Source organism: Micromonospora sp. NBS 11-29 (assembly GCF_002140155.1).
Classification (GTDB): Bacteria; Actinomycetota; Actinomycetes; order Mycobacteriales; family Micromonosporaceae; genus Micromonospora.
The window spans coordinates 124211-138397 of sequence record NZ_NAPR01000023.1; the positions used below are offsets into that span (position 1 = coordinate 124211).

The window sequence follows — 14187 nt, forward strand, 5'->3', positions numbered from 1 at the left end:
GCCACCGTCGGCCGGGCCCTCCGCGCCGCCGTCCGCGCCACCGTCGTGCTGACCCGCAGTCGCACCGCCGTCGGCCGGACCCTCCGGGCCGCTGCCGCCGCTGGTCTGGATGTCGTCGTCGTTCAATGCCATCGGTGCTCCCTCGGTGTGCCGCCCCGCGAAGATCCGGGGTCCGTGTGCAGCGGGTGGTACCCCACGCCCGATTGTCTCTAACCACACCGTAGACGCCCGGACGCGGACGCACCGACCGTTCCCGCCGGGAGGCGCCCGAGGGGACGGCTCAGGCGGTGAGCTGATCGAGCCCGCGCGGCAGGTTCGACGTCACGTCCTGCCACTCGCCCTGCGAGACGTGCCGGCGCAGGGTGTCCAGCACCACCCGCACCACCCGCTGTGGACCGCCCTCCACGTCGTACGGGAAGCCCTGACGCACCTCGTAGAGGAAGTCGTCGCGGTTGAGCCGGATCGGCACGTCCGCCGGCTGCCAGCCGTCGAAGTAGATGCCCCGCAGCAGCACCGGCAGTTGCTGGGCAAACTCCACGCTCTCCCCGACCGGCATCCGGTCGCGCAGCAGGTGCAGCACGGTGCGCAGCGCCGCGTAGGACTGGTTGCGCCGCTGCGCGGGCCAGCCGTACGCCGACTCGATCTCCTTGAGGATCACGTTCGTCTTGTCCAGCGAGGACTCGAACGCGGACATCAACTGCTCGGCCATCTGGCTCACCCCCGGGGGTCGGTCTCCCAGCGTCGGTCGTCGGCGCGTCGCGGCGGCCCGCTGGGCCCCCGCCACAGCCGGGTCGGACTGAACCGGCCGGGCCGTCCGCCCCGCCGCGGCACGTCGGCACCGCCGACCACGTGCAGGACGCCACCACGGCGTCGGTCCGCCACCACCCGTACCGTCATGACCCACCTCCTCGTCGCGGCGCGCGCGGGCCGCGCGCACCGTCCATGCTGCGCGGCGGGCGGGTGAGGTGTCCTCACCCGGTGTGGGTGAGGTGTGCTCAGCGCGCCAGCAGCTCGATCAGCGTGGTGGCGTTGCGTTGGGCGTGGTCGCGGTAGCAGTTGTTCATCAGCACATGGGTCTGCTCGGCCCGGTCGGCCAGCTCGCGCAGCTTCGGCGCCCAGTCGCGCAGCTCGCGGTCGGAGTAGTCGTAGCCGAACTTCTCGTGGATGTCGCGGCTGGTCCACTTCCCGCTGTGCCCATGGAACCGGACCACCGCGAGGTCCGCGGTGGCGGCCAGCACCGGGGGTACGGACGACGGGTGGCCCTGCGGCATGTCCACGCAGACGAACGGCAGTTCGTGCCGGCGCAGGAAGTCCAGGGTCTCGTCGGCGTTGTCGCCGGCGAACCAGGAGGCGTGCCGGAACTCGATGACCGGGCGTAGCGGGGCGCACCGCCGGGCCACCTCCAGCAGATACTGCTTGTTGTCCCGCGTGATCGTGAACCAGGGCGGGAACTGGAACAGCAGCGCGCCCAGCTTGCCCGCGTCGACGAGCGGATCCAGGGCGGACAGGAACCGGGTCCAGACCTCCTCGTACGCCTGCGCGGGCAGGTCGCCGGGGTAGACACTGCGCTTGTCCGTGTCCGGACGCAGGTCCTTGTAGAGCGCGGAGACCCGGGTGGGGTGGCCGGTCAGCAGGCTGAACGCCTTGACGTTGAAGGTGAATCCGGCCGGGGTGCGCTCGGCCCACAGCCGGGCGGTGCGCTCGGCCGGCGGCGAGTAGTAGGTGGCGTCCACCTCGACCAGCGGGAACCGCCGTGCGTAGTAGGACAGCCGCCGCTGCGGCGTGTCGGCGTCCGGCGGATACCAGCCGGAGTCGAGCAGGGTCCGGTCGGTCCACGAGGCGGTGCCCACCTTGATCTCACCCATGGGACCGACCGGCGACCCGGGCGGGGCTCAGGCGGCCCGCCGCTCCCGGTGCTGCTTGCAGGCCACGCAGGAGGTGGCGGCCGGGAAGATCTCCAGCCGCTCCACCGGGATCGGCGCGGTGCACCCCTCGCAGAAGCCGTAGGTGCCCTCGTCGAGACGGGCCAGGGCGCGCTCGAACTGGGCCCGCCGGTCCAGGATGGTGCGCAGCAACGACTGGGCGGTGTCCCGCTCGGCGGTCTTGGTGCCGCTGTCGGCCTGGTCGTCGCCGGCCGTGTCGCCGACCTCGACCAGCCGCAGCACCTGACTCTGCATGACGGTCTGGTCGTACTCCGCGGTCAGCTCGTCGTACCGCGACCGCAGGGACTGCCCGATCTGGTCGACCTCCGCCTGGGAACGGCCCGTGGCTGTCGTGTCCTGGACGAGCATCGCTGCCTGCCTTCCTACGGCCTCGTACCGGATCCTCCGGCGGCGCGCGCGGGAGGATCCGGTGCGAACGTGATGCGCGGGCGAGATCACCCGTGCGCTGTGAGCCGGGCGATTACCCCGCTGCCGGGCCGGCCAAACCGACCGTCTCCCGCACCGTGACGACGGGCCGGTCAGGCGGCCTCCACCAGGGCCGGGTGGCGCGGGTCGTCGACGCGGACCACCACGTCGGCGAAGGAGGCCGGGTCGACCTCCTCGGCGTAGCGGGCGAAGGCCGGCAGCGTCCACCGCGCCGCCGGGTCGGTGCGCCGCGCCAGGGCCGCCGGGGAGAGGACCAGGTGGACGGCGACGTCGAACGGCAGCGCGCCGCCGAGCAGCAGCGCGCCGCTGACCAGGACCACCCCACCGGGCGGCAGATCCCGGTACGCGGCCCGGCTGGCCCGGTCGGCGTCGGCGTCCCAGAGCGACGGCAGCAGCCGGCCGTCGCCGTCCGGGCCGGCCGGGTCGAGCACCTCACGGCGCAGTCCGGGCTCGTCGAGCCAGCCCTCGTAGTAGGCGTCGGGATTGGTGCGACCCTGCTCCAGGCGCACCGAGGCGGGACGGAGGAAGTCGGCGGCCCGGACGTGCAGCACCGGCCGTCCGGCGGCGCGCAGCGGGTCGACGAGCGCGGCGGCGAGGGCGTCCGGTTCGGCGGCCGGCGGCCCGTCGACGGCGACCCGCACCCGGCCGGGCGTCCCGGCGCGGGCGAGCCGGTCGGCCAGTTCGCGGACGAGTCGGTCGGGGCTGATCGGTCGGACGCGCATCCGACCATCCTGCCCGGCCCACGGCGCGGTTCACCACGGGATCGCGTTCGGGCGGTCGGGGCTCCGTCCGGCGCAACTCCCTCGCCCAGCCCGGGGAAACGGCGACATCCGGCACGCTCTGACATCACCACTTCGGCGAACCGGTGTCGATCACCTCAGCCGGTGCGGTCGATGGTCACCCGGGCGTCGTCGGCGAGCCGGTAGCCCACGCCGTAGACGGTGGTGACCAGTGGAACGTCGACCCCGACCTTGCCGCGCAGCCGGCGGACGTGCACGTCGACGGTGCGGACGCCGGCGTGCTCGTACCCCCAGACCGCGTTGAGCAGTTGCAGCCGGGTGAAGACCCGACGCGGGTGGGCGACCAGGTGCAGCAGCAGGTCGAACTCCAGCCGGGTCAGCGGCAACGGCTCCCCGTCGCGCAGCACCGACCGGGAGGAGGCCAGGATGTGCAGCGTCGGGATGGTCGCCGCGAGCGGACGGGCCGGGGCGCGACCGGCCGGGACCGGATCGGGCCGGCGCTCCGCCGGAACGCCGGTGGTGACCACCGCGTCGCCGCGTTCGAGCAGCTCGCGGGCGGCGTCGAGGAGCCGCCGGGCGGCCGGGGGGAGCGACTCCTCGCTGGCCAGTGGGATGTTCAGGGTGACCGTGAGCACCGCCGTGGCGGTGTTGGCGGGGCGACGCTGACCGCCCGGGGGACGGCCGGGGACCACGGGCTGGGACGTATGCCATCCGGCGCGCGGCGAAGCGGGGCTGACCGACATGGTCCTCCTTGGCTGGTCCGGGTATCTCCCCACGGCCCGGGACGCCGCTTCATCGATGCTTCCCGGCCGCTCTGCGAGGGTCAAGGGCGGCCGCGTTGCATGAATGTGACAATTGACGAACACATCGGAGCCGAGTGCTCGCTCTGCGTACGAGCCCCGTTGATTACAGCAGAGCATCGGACCGGAACGGAACGGGGGGTCCCCGGCCGGTTCACAATGGCGGGTGCGGCCGGGACGTGAACGCGGCGTACCCGGGNCCGGCCGTGGTCATCTCAGGCGTCCCGGTCCACCTCGATCGGGGCGTCGTCGGCCAGTCGGTAGCCGACGCCGTACACGGTGGTCACCAGCGGGGTGTCCGGCCCGAACTTGGCCCGCAGCCGACGCACGTGCACGTCCACCGTGCGCGCCACCGCGTGCTCGTAGCCCCAGACGTTGGCGAGCAGTTGCAGCCGGGTGAACACCCGGCGGGGGTTCTCGGCGAGGAACAGCAGCAGGTCGTACTCGATCCTGGTCAGCACGACCTCGGCGGCGCCGTGGCGGACCCGCCGGGTGCCGGTGAGGATGCGCACGCGGCCGGGGTCGACGGCGGGCGACGGCGGCGAGACCTCGACCGGCCGCGTGGCCGGGCGGCGCAGGTCGAGCACGGCCCGGGCGGCCCGGTGCTCGTCCGGGCGGACCAGCCCCTCCCCGGTGGCGGCGAGTTCGTCGAGCAGGTCGACGAGCCGGACCAGGCCGGGCGTCAGCGGGCCGGCGCCCAGGTCGAGCGTGATGGTCAGGGTCGGTGCGGTACGCGGCCGGGGCGGAACGGCCCGGTCGGTGCGGCCCGGTCGGGCCGGACGGGTGTTGAGGGCGACGACGGACATGGGAGCCTCCTGTGCGGGCGGTCGCCCCGCCCCGCCGGGTGCGGCGGGACGGTCAGCGGAGCGCGCGGCCGGCGGTGACCGGGGGCGCGGTGGACGAGGGTCGGGGCGGCGGGGTCGGGCCGAGGGTGGGCAGGCCGGCGATACGCCAGGCGGCGAACCCGCCGGCCACGTCGGTGGCGCGGTGCAGGCCGATGTCCTGCAGGGCGGCGGCGGCCAGCGACGAGGTGTAGCCCTCCTGGCAGAGGACGATCACCGGCACGTCGTAGTCGACGGCCTGCGGCAGCCGGGCCGCGCAGCGCGGGTCGAAACGCCATTCCAGCACGTTGCGCTCGACGACGAGCGCGCCCGGCACGGTGCCGTGGGCGGCCCGCTGGCCGGCCGGGCGGATGTCGACCATCAGCGCTCCGCCCCGGTACGCCAGGTGCGCCTGCTCGGGGTCGAGGCGGCGCAGCCGGGCACGGGCGGCGGCGAGGATCTCGTCGATGCCGCGGGAGCCGGGCGGTGGCACCGGACAACTCTCGGCGGGGGTGGGGGTCTGCGCCATCGTGGGGTCCTTCCGTTCGGCGGGGTCGGTGCGCGGGCGTCGGGTGGTTACCAGGCGACGCCGGCCTCGGCCACCTCGGCGATCCGGAGCCGCCCGGCGTCGAGGTGGTAGCGGGTCATCCGGCGCAGCGCGGGCCGGTAGACGTGCACACTGACCGCGGGCTGGTCGGAACGGTTGGTGACCTGGTGCACGTGCCGGGCGCCGAAGCGCCGGCCGGCACCGGGGCCGAGCTGGTGCGGGCGGAGCCGGCCGCCGCTGACGGTCTCCTCGGTGAGCACGCCGGCGACGACCAGGAACGCGCCGGCCGAACCGCCGTGGTCGTGCAGGTCGGTGCCCTGCCCGGGCAGCCAGCTCAACGCCCACACCTCGCGCTCGCCGTCGGCGGCGAGCCGGGCGTACCACCGTTCGGACCGGTCGAAACGCAACGGTACCGGCCAGACGGTCGGGTCGGCCCAGCGGGTGGCGACGGTGAGCAGGTCGGTCCGGGCGGTGCTGGTCATCGGCGGAAGGTCCTCACGGTGCGGAACGGATCGTGCCCCCACACTCTAGACTGTAAACCCTATAGGTTTAGTAGGTATTACCACATGCTGGGACTCCCTCGCTCGTCCATGACCGCCCTCCCGCGCCCGGCTGCGCAAGCTACCAGGCGCGGCCGACCCGGACGCCCTAACCTGGGCGGATGCCCGACGAACTGGACGCCGCCGCCATCGATTTCGCCCACCGGATGTTCGACCTGGCCCGCGCCGGCGCGACGGCGGAACTCGCGGCCAACGTGGACGCCGGACTGCCGGTGAACCTCACCAACGCCAAGGGCGACACCCTGCTGATCCTGGCCGCCTACCACGTCCGTCCGGAAACCGTCTCGGCACTGCTCGCCCGCGGCGCCGACCCGGCCCGGGTCAACGACCGGGGGCAGACCGCACTGGCCGCCGCCGTGTTCCGACAGGACGCGCCGACGGTCCGGGCGCTGCTCGACGCCGGCGCCGACCCGGACCACGGTGGCCCCTCGGCGGTCGAGACGGCCCGGTTCTTCAAGCTGCCCGAGATGCTCGCGCTGCTCGGCCGTGCCTGACCTGCGCTATACAGGGGCGGTGGAGGAACCCGTACCCGAGCGGATGCGCGCCGCCGCGACGGCGCTGCTGACGGCGCTCGACGAGCCGGCTCGCCGGCGTGCCCGGCACGACTTCGACGACGAGCCGGCCCGGCGGTGGCTGGAGTACCGGCCCCGGCCCCGGCCCGGCGTCACCCTCGCGGACCTCGACGTCCCGGCCCGCAAGGCCGCCCACCGGCTGCTCGCCACCGCGCTGAGTCCGGCCGCGTACGCGCAGGCCATGGCCGTGGTGGCGCTGGAGGAGGTGCTGGACCGGGCGGAGGGCTGGCGGCGCGGCCGGCACAGCGGCGACTACGGGGTGGCCGTCTTCGGCGACCCGGCGCACGACGACCGTTGGGCGTGGCGCTTCGAGGGGCACCACCTGTCGGTGAGCATGACCGTCGCCGACGACCGGGTCTCCCCCGCCCCGGTCTTCCTCGGCGCCAACCCGGCGACCGTCCGGCACGCCGGCCGCCCGGTCTCCCGGCCGCTCGGCCCGGAGGAGGACCTGGCCCGCGAGCTGCTCGACGCGCTCGGTCCCGGCGGGCGGGCCGCCGCGGTGATCGCCGACGAGGCACCGGCCGACATCATCAGCGCCACCCGGCCCACCGCGCCGGGCCGGCTCGACCCGCTGGGCGTACCCCGGGGTCGGCTCGGTCCGACCGGCCGGGCGCTGCTCGACCGGTTGGTCGCGCTCTACCTCGACCGGCTGCCGACTGAGCTGGCCGCCCGCGAGGCCACCCGGATCCACGGCGGCGAGCTGCACTTCGCCTGGGCCGGTCCGGTCGAGCCGGGCCGGCGGCACTACTACCGGGTGCAGGGCGACGACCTGCTGATCGAGTACGACAACACCACCGACGACGGCAACCACGCGCACACCGCGTTGCGCCGCCCGGCCGGCGACTTCGGCGCCGACGTGCTGGCCGCGCACCATGCCGCCGCGCATCGCCCCGGGCCGGTCAGCGGCGACGCGCCTCGATGAGGAACCGCCGGGCGTGGGCGACGAACCGACCCTCGGCCCGGATCCGCCGATCCAGCCGGCGCAGCGCGTCGCGGTGACGGTCGACCGTGAAGCCGGGCACGGTCCAGACCACCTTGCGCAGGAACCAGACCACCGCGCCGATGTCGTGGAAGACGGTGCGCAGCGTGGCCGTGCGCAGGTCCACCACGGTCAGCCCGGCGGCGTCGGCGGCCGCGACCGCCGCCTCCGGATGGCGGTGCGCCGGCGGCGGCAGGGGCCCGAGGACGGCTTCGCTGAGTTCCCGCACGGTCCCCGGACCGATCTGCTGGGACAGGTAGCCGCCCCCGGGGCGCAGCACCCGGGCCACCTCGTCCCACCAGGTGTGCACCGGGTGCCGGCTCACCACCAGGTCGAAGGTCGCGTCGCGGAACGGCAGTGGCGGCCGGTCGGCGACCCGCACCACGGACGCGCCGACCCGGCGGAGATTACGGCGGGCGACCGGCACGTTCGGCGGCCACGCCTCGGTGGCGACCAGCAGCGGCGGCGGCGTGGGCGCCTCGGCCAGCACCTCGCCGCCGCCGGTGTCGACGTCCAGCGCCGACCGGACGGTGGCCAGCCGGGCGCCGACCAACCGGGCGTAGCCCCACGGCGGGCGTTCCTCGGTGGCCCGCCCGGCCAGCCACGAGAAACCCCATCCCTCGACCGGCGCGGCCACGGCCTCGGCGACCAGCTCGTCGAATCCCCGGTCGATCGTCATGGGTGGAAGCCTGCCGCCGGGCGGCGGCGACCGGCAACGCGTTTTCCGCCGGCGGTCAGAACGTCCCGGGCCGGGCGATCTCGACGGTGGCGCCGGAGACCCCGTCGAAGGTCTCCAGCCCGGCCGGCTCGGCGCCGTGCCGGTCGAACTGCTGGATCAGCCGGGCGCCCAGGGCCACCCCGACCGCGCCGATGCCCAACGCGACCAGTTCGGTGGCGAGCTGGACGCCGGTCGCGCCCCGCTGCGGGGCGTGCGCCCGGATCAGGCAGGTGAGCAGGAACAGCCCCGCCATCACGGCGTTGACCAGGTTGAACGTCAGCACGGCCCGGCTGGTCCGGCCGGCCCGCACGTCCCACAGGTCGACCAGCCCGGCGACCGTCGCGAGCGCGGCGGCGACCAGCGCGGCGACCGCGGTCCAGTAACCCACCTCGCCGAGGAAGGCCGGACCGCCGACCACGTCGGCCAGGTCGAAGACCGCCGCGCTGACGAAGAGCCCGAACGGGAACGTCACCAGCATCGGTTGGATCGGGTGCCCCTGCACCCGCAGCCGGCTCTCCATCGCTTCCTCCCCACGTCGGCGCAGATCACCAGTCCAGGGTGCTACCCGAGGCCCGTGGAAGTGAAACGACTGTCGCTCAGTTGTCCCGAGGTCGGGAGACGGTGAGCACGAGCCGCTCGGCCACCTCGCGCAACGGAATGTCCAACGAGGAGGCGGCGCTGCGGAGCACGCCCAGGGCCTCCGGCGCGGGGCAGCCCCGCTGCGTCATGATCACCCCGACGGCCTGCCCGACCACGCCCTCGGCCAGCAGCCTGTCGTCGAGCTGCCGGGAGCGGGCGGCCGCCCGTTCCCGGTCACGGACCGCGGCGAGCAGGAGCCCGGCGTGCTCGGCCAGCAGCATCGCGGTGAGCTGGTGGCTCGGGGTGAGCGCCGCCGGCGACGCAGCGTACAGGTTGATCGCGCCGATGACCTGCTCGTCGACGTCCACCGGCGCGGAGATCACGCCGTGCACGCCGAGCGCCCGCGCCCGCGCGCCCCACACCGGCCAGCGCGCCTCCTCCGCCAGCCCGGCCGCGATGATCATCTCTCGGCGGTGGATGGCGGTCAGCGCCGGCGTGTCCGGGGCGTGCCGCAGGTCGTCCAGCTCGGCCCGGTGCGGGTCGGAGGCGGCCACGCCGGCGGGCTCGCCGGCGCGCAGCGCGGTGAAGCCGCAGCAGTCGATGCCGGGTACGGCGTCACGGGCGATCCGAACCAGCCGGTCCAGCGCCTCGTCGAACCCGGCCACGTTGATCAGGCCGGCGGTCAGCTCACGCAGCAGGGCGGCGGTCTCCAGCACGCCCAGGTCGTCGATCATGGGCTGGCGCATGTCGAGGTTCACCGGCCCACGGCCCGCACCGCCTCCGCGTTCGTCCACGCGGTGTCCATGCCCGGCGCCGTTGCCTGTCCCATGTCCGTCCCCTTCTCTGGTGGAGCCTCGGACTACTACCCTCGCAGACCAGGATCGAAACCGCGCAAAAGGGCCCCTTCCGGCCGTACCGGCCGGAGGGGGCCCGGGGATCCGCGTCAGCGCGACCCGGAGATCAGCCGGCGGCCCACCGACGCGATCAGTCGGTCCAGCTCCGAGCCGAACGGGTTGTCGTGCACGAGGTAGGTCCAGGTGGCGCTCGGCCGCACCAGCTTGGACGCGTCCGGCTCCCACCCCTCGTCGAACTCGGTCTCCTCGAACGTGGCGACCGTCCGGGTCTCGATCTCGGGCACCAGCGCGTTGAACGCCGGCACCGCGCTGCGGTGGAACTCGTCCAGCGGGTCGAGCCGGCCCAGCGCCCGCAGGTGCACGCCCTCGCGTACCTCGGACAGCTCGGCCAGGTGCTCGGCCCAGAGCCGGTCCAGGTGGTAGAGGGCGATCTTGCGGNCAGCAGCATCAGCGCGGCGATGTCGCTGGTCAGCAGCCGCTCGCGCCGCTCGGCCAGGGCCTTGCGCTGCTGCTCGATCACCTGGCTGTAACGCCAGGTGTTGCGGTGGATCTCGTGGTTGACGCCCTCGGCGACCCGCTGGGCGTGCTCGACCGCGTAGTCGACCTGCGGGTCGGTGACCAGGCCGTCGGCGTTCATCCGGGGCGACGCCGGCACGGTGTCGCCGGCGTGCCGGACGACCAGGTCGTCCTCCAGGCTGACGAAGAAGACCGACCCACCCGGGTCGCCCTGCCGCCCGGCCCGGCCGCGCAGCTGGTCGTCGACCCGACGGCTGTCGTGCCGGCCGCTGCCGATCACGTAGAGGCCACCCAGCTCGGCCACCCGCTCCCGGTCGGACTGGTCGCTGCCGCCGAGCCGGATGTCGACGCCCCGGCCGGCCATCTGGGTGGAGACCGTCACCGCGCCGTACGCGCCGGCCTCGGCGATGATCCCGGCCTCCTCGTCGTCGTTCTTGGCGTTGAGCACCACGCACGACACCCCGGCGGCCTCCAGCGCGGCGGCCAGCCCCTCGGACTCCTTGACGTCGAGCGTGCCCACCAGCACCGGCCGCCCCGCCTGGTGGCAGCGGGTGATCTCGTCGACCAGCGCCTCGTCCTTCTCGGCGCGGGTGGCGTAGATCCGGTCCGACTCGTCCTCCCGCACGCACGGGGTGTTCGGCGGGATCACCGCCACCTCGAGGTCGAAGAACTCACGGAGCTGGTCGCCGACGAGCACCGCGGTCGCGGTCATCCCGCAGACCGTCGGGTAGAGCGCGATGTACGCCTGCACGGTGACCGTGCCCAGCACCTCGCCCTCGGCCGTGGCGTCCAGCCCCTCCTTCGCCTCGACCGCGGCCTGCAACCCGTCCGGCCAGCGACGGCGCTGGGCGACCCGGCCGCGCATCTCGTCGATCAGCTCGACCGAGTCGTCCCGGACGATGTAGTCCACGTCGCGGTGCAGCAGGGCGTGCGCGTGCAGCGCCACGTTCACCGCGGAGAGCTGCCCGACGTGCTCGGCGTCGTACAGGTCGATGCCGCCGAGCTTGGCCTCGACGGTGGCCAGGCCGACCGAGGTGAAGGCGACGCTGCGGCCGTCCTCGGCGACCGTGTAGTGCTTGCCCTTGCGCAGGCCGCGCACCAGCGCGGCGGCGGCGTGCACCGGGTCCTGCTCGCCGGGAACCGCGCCGGCGAGCACCATCGGCACCCGCGCCTCGTCGATGAGGATCGAGTCGGCCTCGTCGACGATCGCGGTCTTCAGCGGCGGCTGCACCCGGTCGGCCAGATCGGTGGCGAGCTGGTCGCGGAGATAGTCGAAGCCGGCCTCGCTGACCGCGACGTAGGTGACGTCACAGCGGTACGCGGCGCGCCGCTCCTCGGGGGTGGACGCCTCGTTGACCCACCCGACGGTGAGCCCGAGCAGGGTGTAGACCGGCTCCATCCACTCGGCGTCGCGGCGGGCCAGGTAGTCGTTGACGGTGAGCACGTGCACCGGGCCGTTGCCGAGCCGGACGTGCCCGTACGCGGCGACGGTCGCGGTGAGCGTCTTGCCCTCACCGGTGGCCATCTCGGCGACCTTGCCGGAGAGCAGCGCCATCGCGCCGAGCAGCTGCACGTCGTAGGGACGCTGGTCGAGCCCGCGACGGGCCGCCTCGCGTCCGATCGCGCAGATCTCCGTATATCCCTCGGCCTTCCCGGCGGCCTCGGTCAGCTCGACGTCGGAGAGCTTCTCCAGCGCGGCCTCGCGGGCCTCGATCGCCGGCAGCAGCTTCTCCAGCGGGGCCAGGTCGACCGTCGTCCCCGGGCGCTGGAGGAATCGGCGGAACCTGGTCTTCAACCGTTGCGACACACCCATGAGCCGCAACGGTACGCGAACCGCAGCCGATTGTGACCCCCGCCCGGCCCGACCACTCCGACGCTCCCGCATCTCCCTCCGTCGATCATGAGGTTGGCGGCGACAAAACGGGCATCCGACGCTGCCAACCTCATGATCGACCAAAAGCGGCGGCGGTCAGCCGGTCAGGATCACCTGGAGTTCGGTGCGGCGGCGCTCGGCCAGGTCGGTGAGCAGGGTCGGGGCCTCGTCCAGCGGCGCCACGGCGGAGACGACGTGCTTGCGGACCAGGTCGCCGTACTGGCGCAGCAGCTCCACGGTCTCGGCGGAGAGCCGCTCGCGGTCCCAGGTCGGCGCCAGGCCACGCGGCACCCGGCCGATCTGCGCGCAGCGCACCGACAGCCCGTTGTGGTGGAACTCCTCGCCGAGCCGGACCGCGCCCGCGCCGCCCTGGTAGAAGGCCAGGTCGACCACCGTGCCCTGGGGCCGCAGCAGGCGCAGCGCGAGCTGCAACGCCCAGTCCTGGCCCCGGCACTGGAAGACCACGTCCGCGCCGCGGTCCCCGGCGGCGTGGTGCCACCGGGTCTTGAGCACCACGGCCGGGTCGTCGGCGTCCGGGTCGAGCGTCTCCAGGCCGAGCGCCTCGGCGACCGCCCGGCGGGCCGGGGTCGGGTCCACCACGACCACCGAGGCGGCACCGTGGCGACGGGCGAACAGCGCGGTGAGCAGCGCGACCACCCCGCTGCCGACCACCGCCACCCGCCGCCCGCGCACCCCGTCACCGAGCGTGCGGACGTCGGCGCCGCACAGGTCGGCGGCGGCGTGCAGCAGCCCGTTGGCGCAGATCGGGCCCATGTGCGCCACGTAGACGCCGAGCAGCGGGTCGAGGTCGTCGGGCAGCGGCACGAACCGCTCGGCGAGCGGGTCGGCGACCCAGCCGCTGCGGTGGCCGTACGTCATCGCGCCGACCGTGCCCACCGCGACCGCCGGGGTGCGGCTCTCCACCACGCGCCCGACCTGCATGTAGCCGAGCCGGGTCACCGGGTAGGGGGTGCTCGCCTCCCCTGGCTGGAACAGCCCGAGCGCGGCGTCCCAGGTGACGTGCAGGTACGGGTTGGTGCCCTTGACGTAGCTCAGCTCGGTGCCGGCGGAGACCCCGCTGTAGAGCGTCTGCACCCGGAACGTGCCCTCGCGCAGCTCGGGCGCGTCCTGCTCGACCAGCTCGACTCGGCCTGGTCCGGCGACCACCACCACCCGGTCACGCATCGACAGTCACCTGCGCGTCCGCGACCGGGGCGGTGAGCCGGGCCGCCGGGCCGGTCGGCAGCGCCACCGGCCGACCGGTACGCGCCGACTCGGCCACCGCGAGCGCCAGCCGCTGGGTGCGCAGCGCCTCGGCGTACGGGACGCGCACGTCGTCGCCGACGCCGCGGACCGCGTCGACGAAGGCCCGGTCGACGGCGACGCGGGCGGCGTCCGGGTCGGCGGGCAGGTGCCGTTCGCCGTCGGCGTCGCGGACCGTCAGGCCGTCCTCGGCCAACGACAGCGCCAGCCCGTCGGCGAGGATCTCCAGGCCGGCCCGGTGCTTCCAGGTGAGCACGCAGGCCGCGGCGAGCGTGCCGACGGCCCCGGACTCGAACCGCAGCGTGGCCGCGGTCACCGAGTCGATGTCCGCGCCGTCGACCGGGGGCGGGTTCCCGTCGCCGTACGCGGTCACCTCGGTGGCCTCACCGACCAGCAGTCGGACCAGGTCGAGCACGTGCGCGGCCTGCTCGACCACCGGGCCGCCGGAGCGGTCCCGCCGCGCCCACCACGCCACCGGCGGCACCTTGTCCAGCCAGGCGCCGTTGACCATACGCACCGGACGGTCGGCGAGCAGCCGCCGCGCCTCCTCCACCACGCGCAGGTAGCGCCAGTGGTGCCCGACGCCGGTGCGCAGCCCACGCTGCTCGACCAGCGCGGCGACCCGCTCGGCGGTCTCCAGGTCGACCGCCACCGGCTTCTCCACGAACATCGGCACGCCGGCGGCGACCACGGCCTCCTCCGCCGGGCCGTGCGCGAACGGCGGCACACACACGTACACGGCGTCCGGGCCGGCGGCGAGCAGCTCGTCGACGTCCCGGAAGACCCGTCCGCCGTACGCCCCGGCGAGCGCCCGCGCCGCCTCCGGCACGACGTCGGTCACGCCGAGCAGCTCCACGTCCTCGAAGGCGGTGAGCACGCGGGCGTGGCGTTGCGCCACCCCACCTGCCCCAATCAGCCCCACCCGGCACACGCGCATCCGACCGCCCTCTCACCGTCATCGACAGACCTGCGACAGCTCTCCCCCCGGCGAGGTCA

At 74.4% G+C, this 14187-nt stretch carries 16 protein-coding genes and 1 pseudogene; 2 read left to right on the plus strand and 15 right to left on the minus strand.

Features of this window, described 5'->3' with window-relative positions:
- Positions 1-280: 280 nt before the first annotated feature.
- From B1205_RS25105 to B1205_RS25145, 9 genes are all read right to left on the minus strand, one after another.
- Positions 281-709 (minus strand): DUF2267 domain-containing protein, encoded by a 429-nt coding sequence (locus tag B1205_RS25105; RefSeq protein WP_089157909.1) that lies wholly within the window; start codon positions 707-709, stop codon positions 281-283.
- A 5-nt stretch (positions 710-714) separates the two neighbouring features.
- Positions 715-897, minus strand: a complete 183-nt coding sequence (locus B1205_RS25110) for a hypothetical protein (RefSeq protein WP_089157854.1) — start codon at positions 895-897, stop codon at positions 715-717.
- 98 nt (positions 898-995) lie between these two features.
- Positions 996-1865: a DUF72 domain-containing protein gene (locus B1205_RS25115; protein WP_089157855.1), complete on the minus strand. Its 870-nt coding sequence runs from the start codon at positions 1863-1865 to the stop codon at positions 996-998.
- A 27-nt stretch (positions 1866-1892) separates the two neighbouring features.
- Positions 1893-2291: a TraR/DksA family transcriptional regulator gene (locus B1205_RS25120; protein ID WP_089157856.1), complete on the minus strand. Its 399-nt coding sequence runs from the start codon at positions 2289-2291 to the stop codon at positions 1893-1895.
- 170 nt (positions 2292-2461) lie between these two features.
- Positions 2462-3091 (minus strand): uridine kinase, encoded by a 630-nt coding sequence (locus tag B1205_RS25125; RefSeq protein ID WP_089157857.1) that lies wholly within the window; start codon positions 3089-3091, stop codon positions 2462-2464.
- Between the two features lie 155 nt (positions 3092-3246).
- The gene (locus tag B1205_RS25130; RefSeq protein WP_089157858.1) at positions 3247-3852 is read right to left on the minus strand and encodes a winged helix-turn-helix domain-containing protein; all 606 of its coding nucleotides are present in this window, start codon (positions 3850-3852) and stop codon (positions 3247-3249) included.
- A gap of 272 nt (positions 3853-4124) precedes the next feature.
- The gene (locus tag B1205_RS25135) at positions 4125-4715 is read right to left on the minus strand and encodes a winged helix-turn-helix domain-containing protein (protein ID WP_089157859.1); all 591 of its coding nucleotides are present in this window, start codon (positions 4713-4715) and stop codon (positions 4125-4127) included.
- Between the two features lie 52 nt (positions 4716-4767).
- Positions 4768-5259 carry a rhodanese-like domain-containing protein gene (locus B1205_RS25140; RefSeq protein ID WP_089157860.1) on the minus strand — a complete coding sequence of 164 codons (492 nt, stop codon included), beginning with the start codon at positions 5257-5259 and terminating at the stop codon, positions 4768-4770.
- 47 nt (positions 5260-5306) lie between these two features.
- On the minus strand, positions 5307-5759 hold the full coding sequence (locus B1205_RS25145; RefSeq protein WP_089157861.1) for a cysteine dioxygenase: 453 nt from the start codon (positions 5757-5759) through the stop codon (positions 5307-5309).
- Positions 5760-5938: 179 nt separating this feature from the next.
- Here B1205_RS25145 and B1205_RS25150 point away from each other — a divergent pair, with 179 nt between their 5' ends.
- Together B1205_RS25150 and B1205_RS25155 are read left to right on the plus strand one after the other, a co-directional pair.
- Complete coding sequence (locus B1205_RS25150; protein ID WP_089157862.1) at positions 5939-6331, plus strand: ankyrin repeat domain-containing protein; 393 nt, start codon at positions 5939-5941, stop codon at positions 6329-6331.
- A 43-nt stretch (positions 6332-6374) separates the two neighbouring features.
- Entirely contained in the window at positions 6375-7331 is a 957-nt protein-coding gene (locus tag B1205_RS25155; RefSeq protein ID WP_441338558.1) for a DUF3500 domain-containing protein, read from the plus strand.
- On the opposite strand, the gene B1205_RS25160 is transcribed toward B1205_RS25155, so the two are convergent.
- The 6 genes and pseudogenes from B1205_RS25160 to B1205_RS25185 all read right to left on the minus strand — a co-directional run bounded on the left by B1205_RS25160 (position 7309) and on the right by B1205_RS25185 (position 14128).
- Positions 7309-8067, minus strand: coding sequence for a class I SAM-dependent methyltransferase (locus tag B1205_RS25160; RefSeq protein WP_217809875.1), 759 nt, complete (start codon positions 8065-8067; stop codon positions 7309-7311). The two genes, B1205_RS25155 and B1205_RS25160, sit on opposite strands and share 23 nt — an antisense overlap.
- A 55-nt stretch (positions 8068-8122) precedes the next feature.
- Positions 8123-8626: a DUF2231 domain-containing protein gene (locus B1205_RS25165; RefSeq protein ID WP_089157864.1), complete on the minus strand. Its 504-nt coding sequence runs from the start codon at positions 8624-8626 to the stop codon at positions 8123-8125.
- 76 nt (positions 8627-8702) lie between these two features.
- Positions 8703-9443: a GAF and ANTAR domain-containing protein gene (locus tag B1205_RS25170; RefSeq protein WP_089157865.1), complete on the minus strand. Its 741-nt coding sequence runs from the start codon at positions 9441-9443 to the stop codon at positions 8703-8705.
- Between the two features lie 185 nt (positions 9444-9628).
- A pseudogene (gene secA2, locus B1205_RS25175) lies at positions 9629-11868 on the minus strand (accessory Sec system translocase SecA2).
- A gap of 156 nt (positions 11869-12024) precedes the next feature.
- Positions 12025-13113 carry a zinc-binding dehydrogenase gene (locus B1205_RS25180; RefSeq protein WP_089157866.1) on the minus strand — a complete coding sequence of 363 codons (1089 nt, stop codon included), beginning with the start codon at positions 13111-13113 and terminating at the stop codon, positions 12025-12027.
- The gene (locus tag B1205_RS25185) at positions 13106-14128 is read right to left on the minus strand and encodes a Gfo/Idh/MocA family protein (protein WP_089157867.1); all 1023 of its coding nucleotides are present in this window, start codon (positions 14126-14128) and stop codon (positions 13106-13108) included. Before B1205_RS25185 ends, B1205_RS25180 begins: the two co-directional genes overlap by 8 nt.
- Between the last annotated feature and the right edge of the window lie 59 nt (positions 14129-14187).

Bases quoted from the DNA above. Each gene is read 5' to 3' on its own strand.
- B1205_RS25105 (WP_089157909.1), bottom strand. From the start codon at position 709: ATGGCCGAGCAGTTGATGTCCGCGTTCGAGTCCTCGCTGGACAAGACG.
- B1205_RS25110 (WP_089157854.1), bottom strand. From the start codon at position 897: ATGACGGTACGGGTGGTGGCGGACCGACGCCGTGGTGGCGTCCTGCAC.
- B1205_RS25115 (WP_089157855.1), bottom strand. From the start codon at position 1,865: ATGGGTGAGATCAAGGTGGGCACCGCCTCGTGGACCGACCGGACCCTG.
- B1205_RS25120 (WP_089157856.1), bottom strand. From the start codon at position 2,291: ATGCTCGTCCAGGACACGACAGCCACGGGCCGTTCCCAGGCGGAGGTC.
- B1205_RS25125 (WP_089157857.1), bottom strand. From the start codon at position 3,091: ATGCGCGTCCGACCGATCAGCCCCGACCGACTCGTCCGCGAACTGGCC.
- B1205_RS25130 (WP_089157858.1), bottom strand. From the start codon at position 3,852: ATGTCGGTCAGCCCCGCTTCGCCGCGCGCCGGATGGCATACGTCCCAG.
- B1205_RS25135 (WP_089157859.1), bottom strand. From the start codon at position 4,715: ATGTCCGTCGTCGCCCTCAACACCCGTCCGGCCCGACCGGGCCGCACC.
- B1205_RS25140 (WP_089157860.1), bottom strand. From the start codon at position 5,259: ATGGCGCAGACCCCCACCCCCGCCGAGAGTTGTCCGGTGCCACCGCCC.
- B1205_RS25145 (WP_089157861.1), bottom strand. From the start codon at position 5,759: ATGACCAGCACCGCCCGGACCGACCTGCTCACCGTCGCCACCCGCTGG.
- B1205_RS25150 (WP_089157862.1), top strand. From the start codon at position 5,939: ATGCCCGACGAACTGGACGCCGCCGCCATCGATTTCGCCCACCGGATG.
- B1205_RS25155 (WP_441338558.1), top strand. From the start codon at position 6,375: ATGCGCGCCGCCGCGACGGCGCTGCTGACGGCGCTCGACGAGCCGGCT.
- B1205_RS25160 (WP_217809875.1), bottom strand. From the start codon at position 8,067: ATGACGATCGACCGGGGATTCGACGAGCTGGTCGCCGAGGCCGTGGCC.
- B1205_RS25165 (WP_089157864.1), bottom strand. From the start codon at position 8,626: ATGGAGAGCCGGCTGCGGGTGCAGGGGCACCCGATCCAACCGATGCTG.
- B1205_RS25180 (WP_089157866.1), bottom strand. From the start codon at position 13,113: ATGCGTGACCGGGTGGTGGTGGTCGCCGGACCAGGCCGAGTCGAGCTG.
- B1205_RS25185 (WP_089157867.1), bottom strand. From the start codon at position 14,128: ATGCGCGTGTGCCGGGTGGGGCTGATTGGGGCAGGTGGGGTGGCGCAA.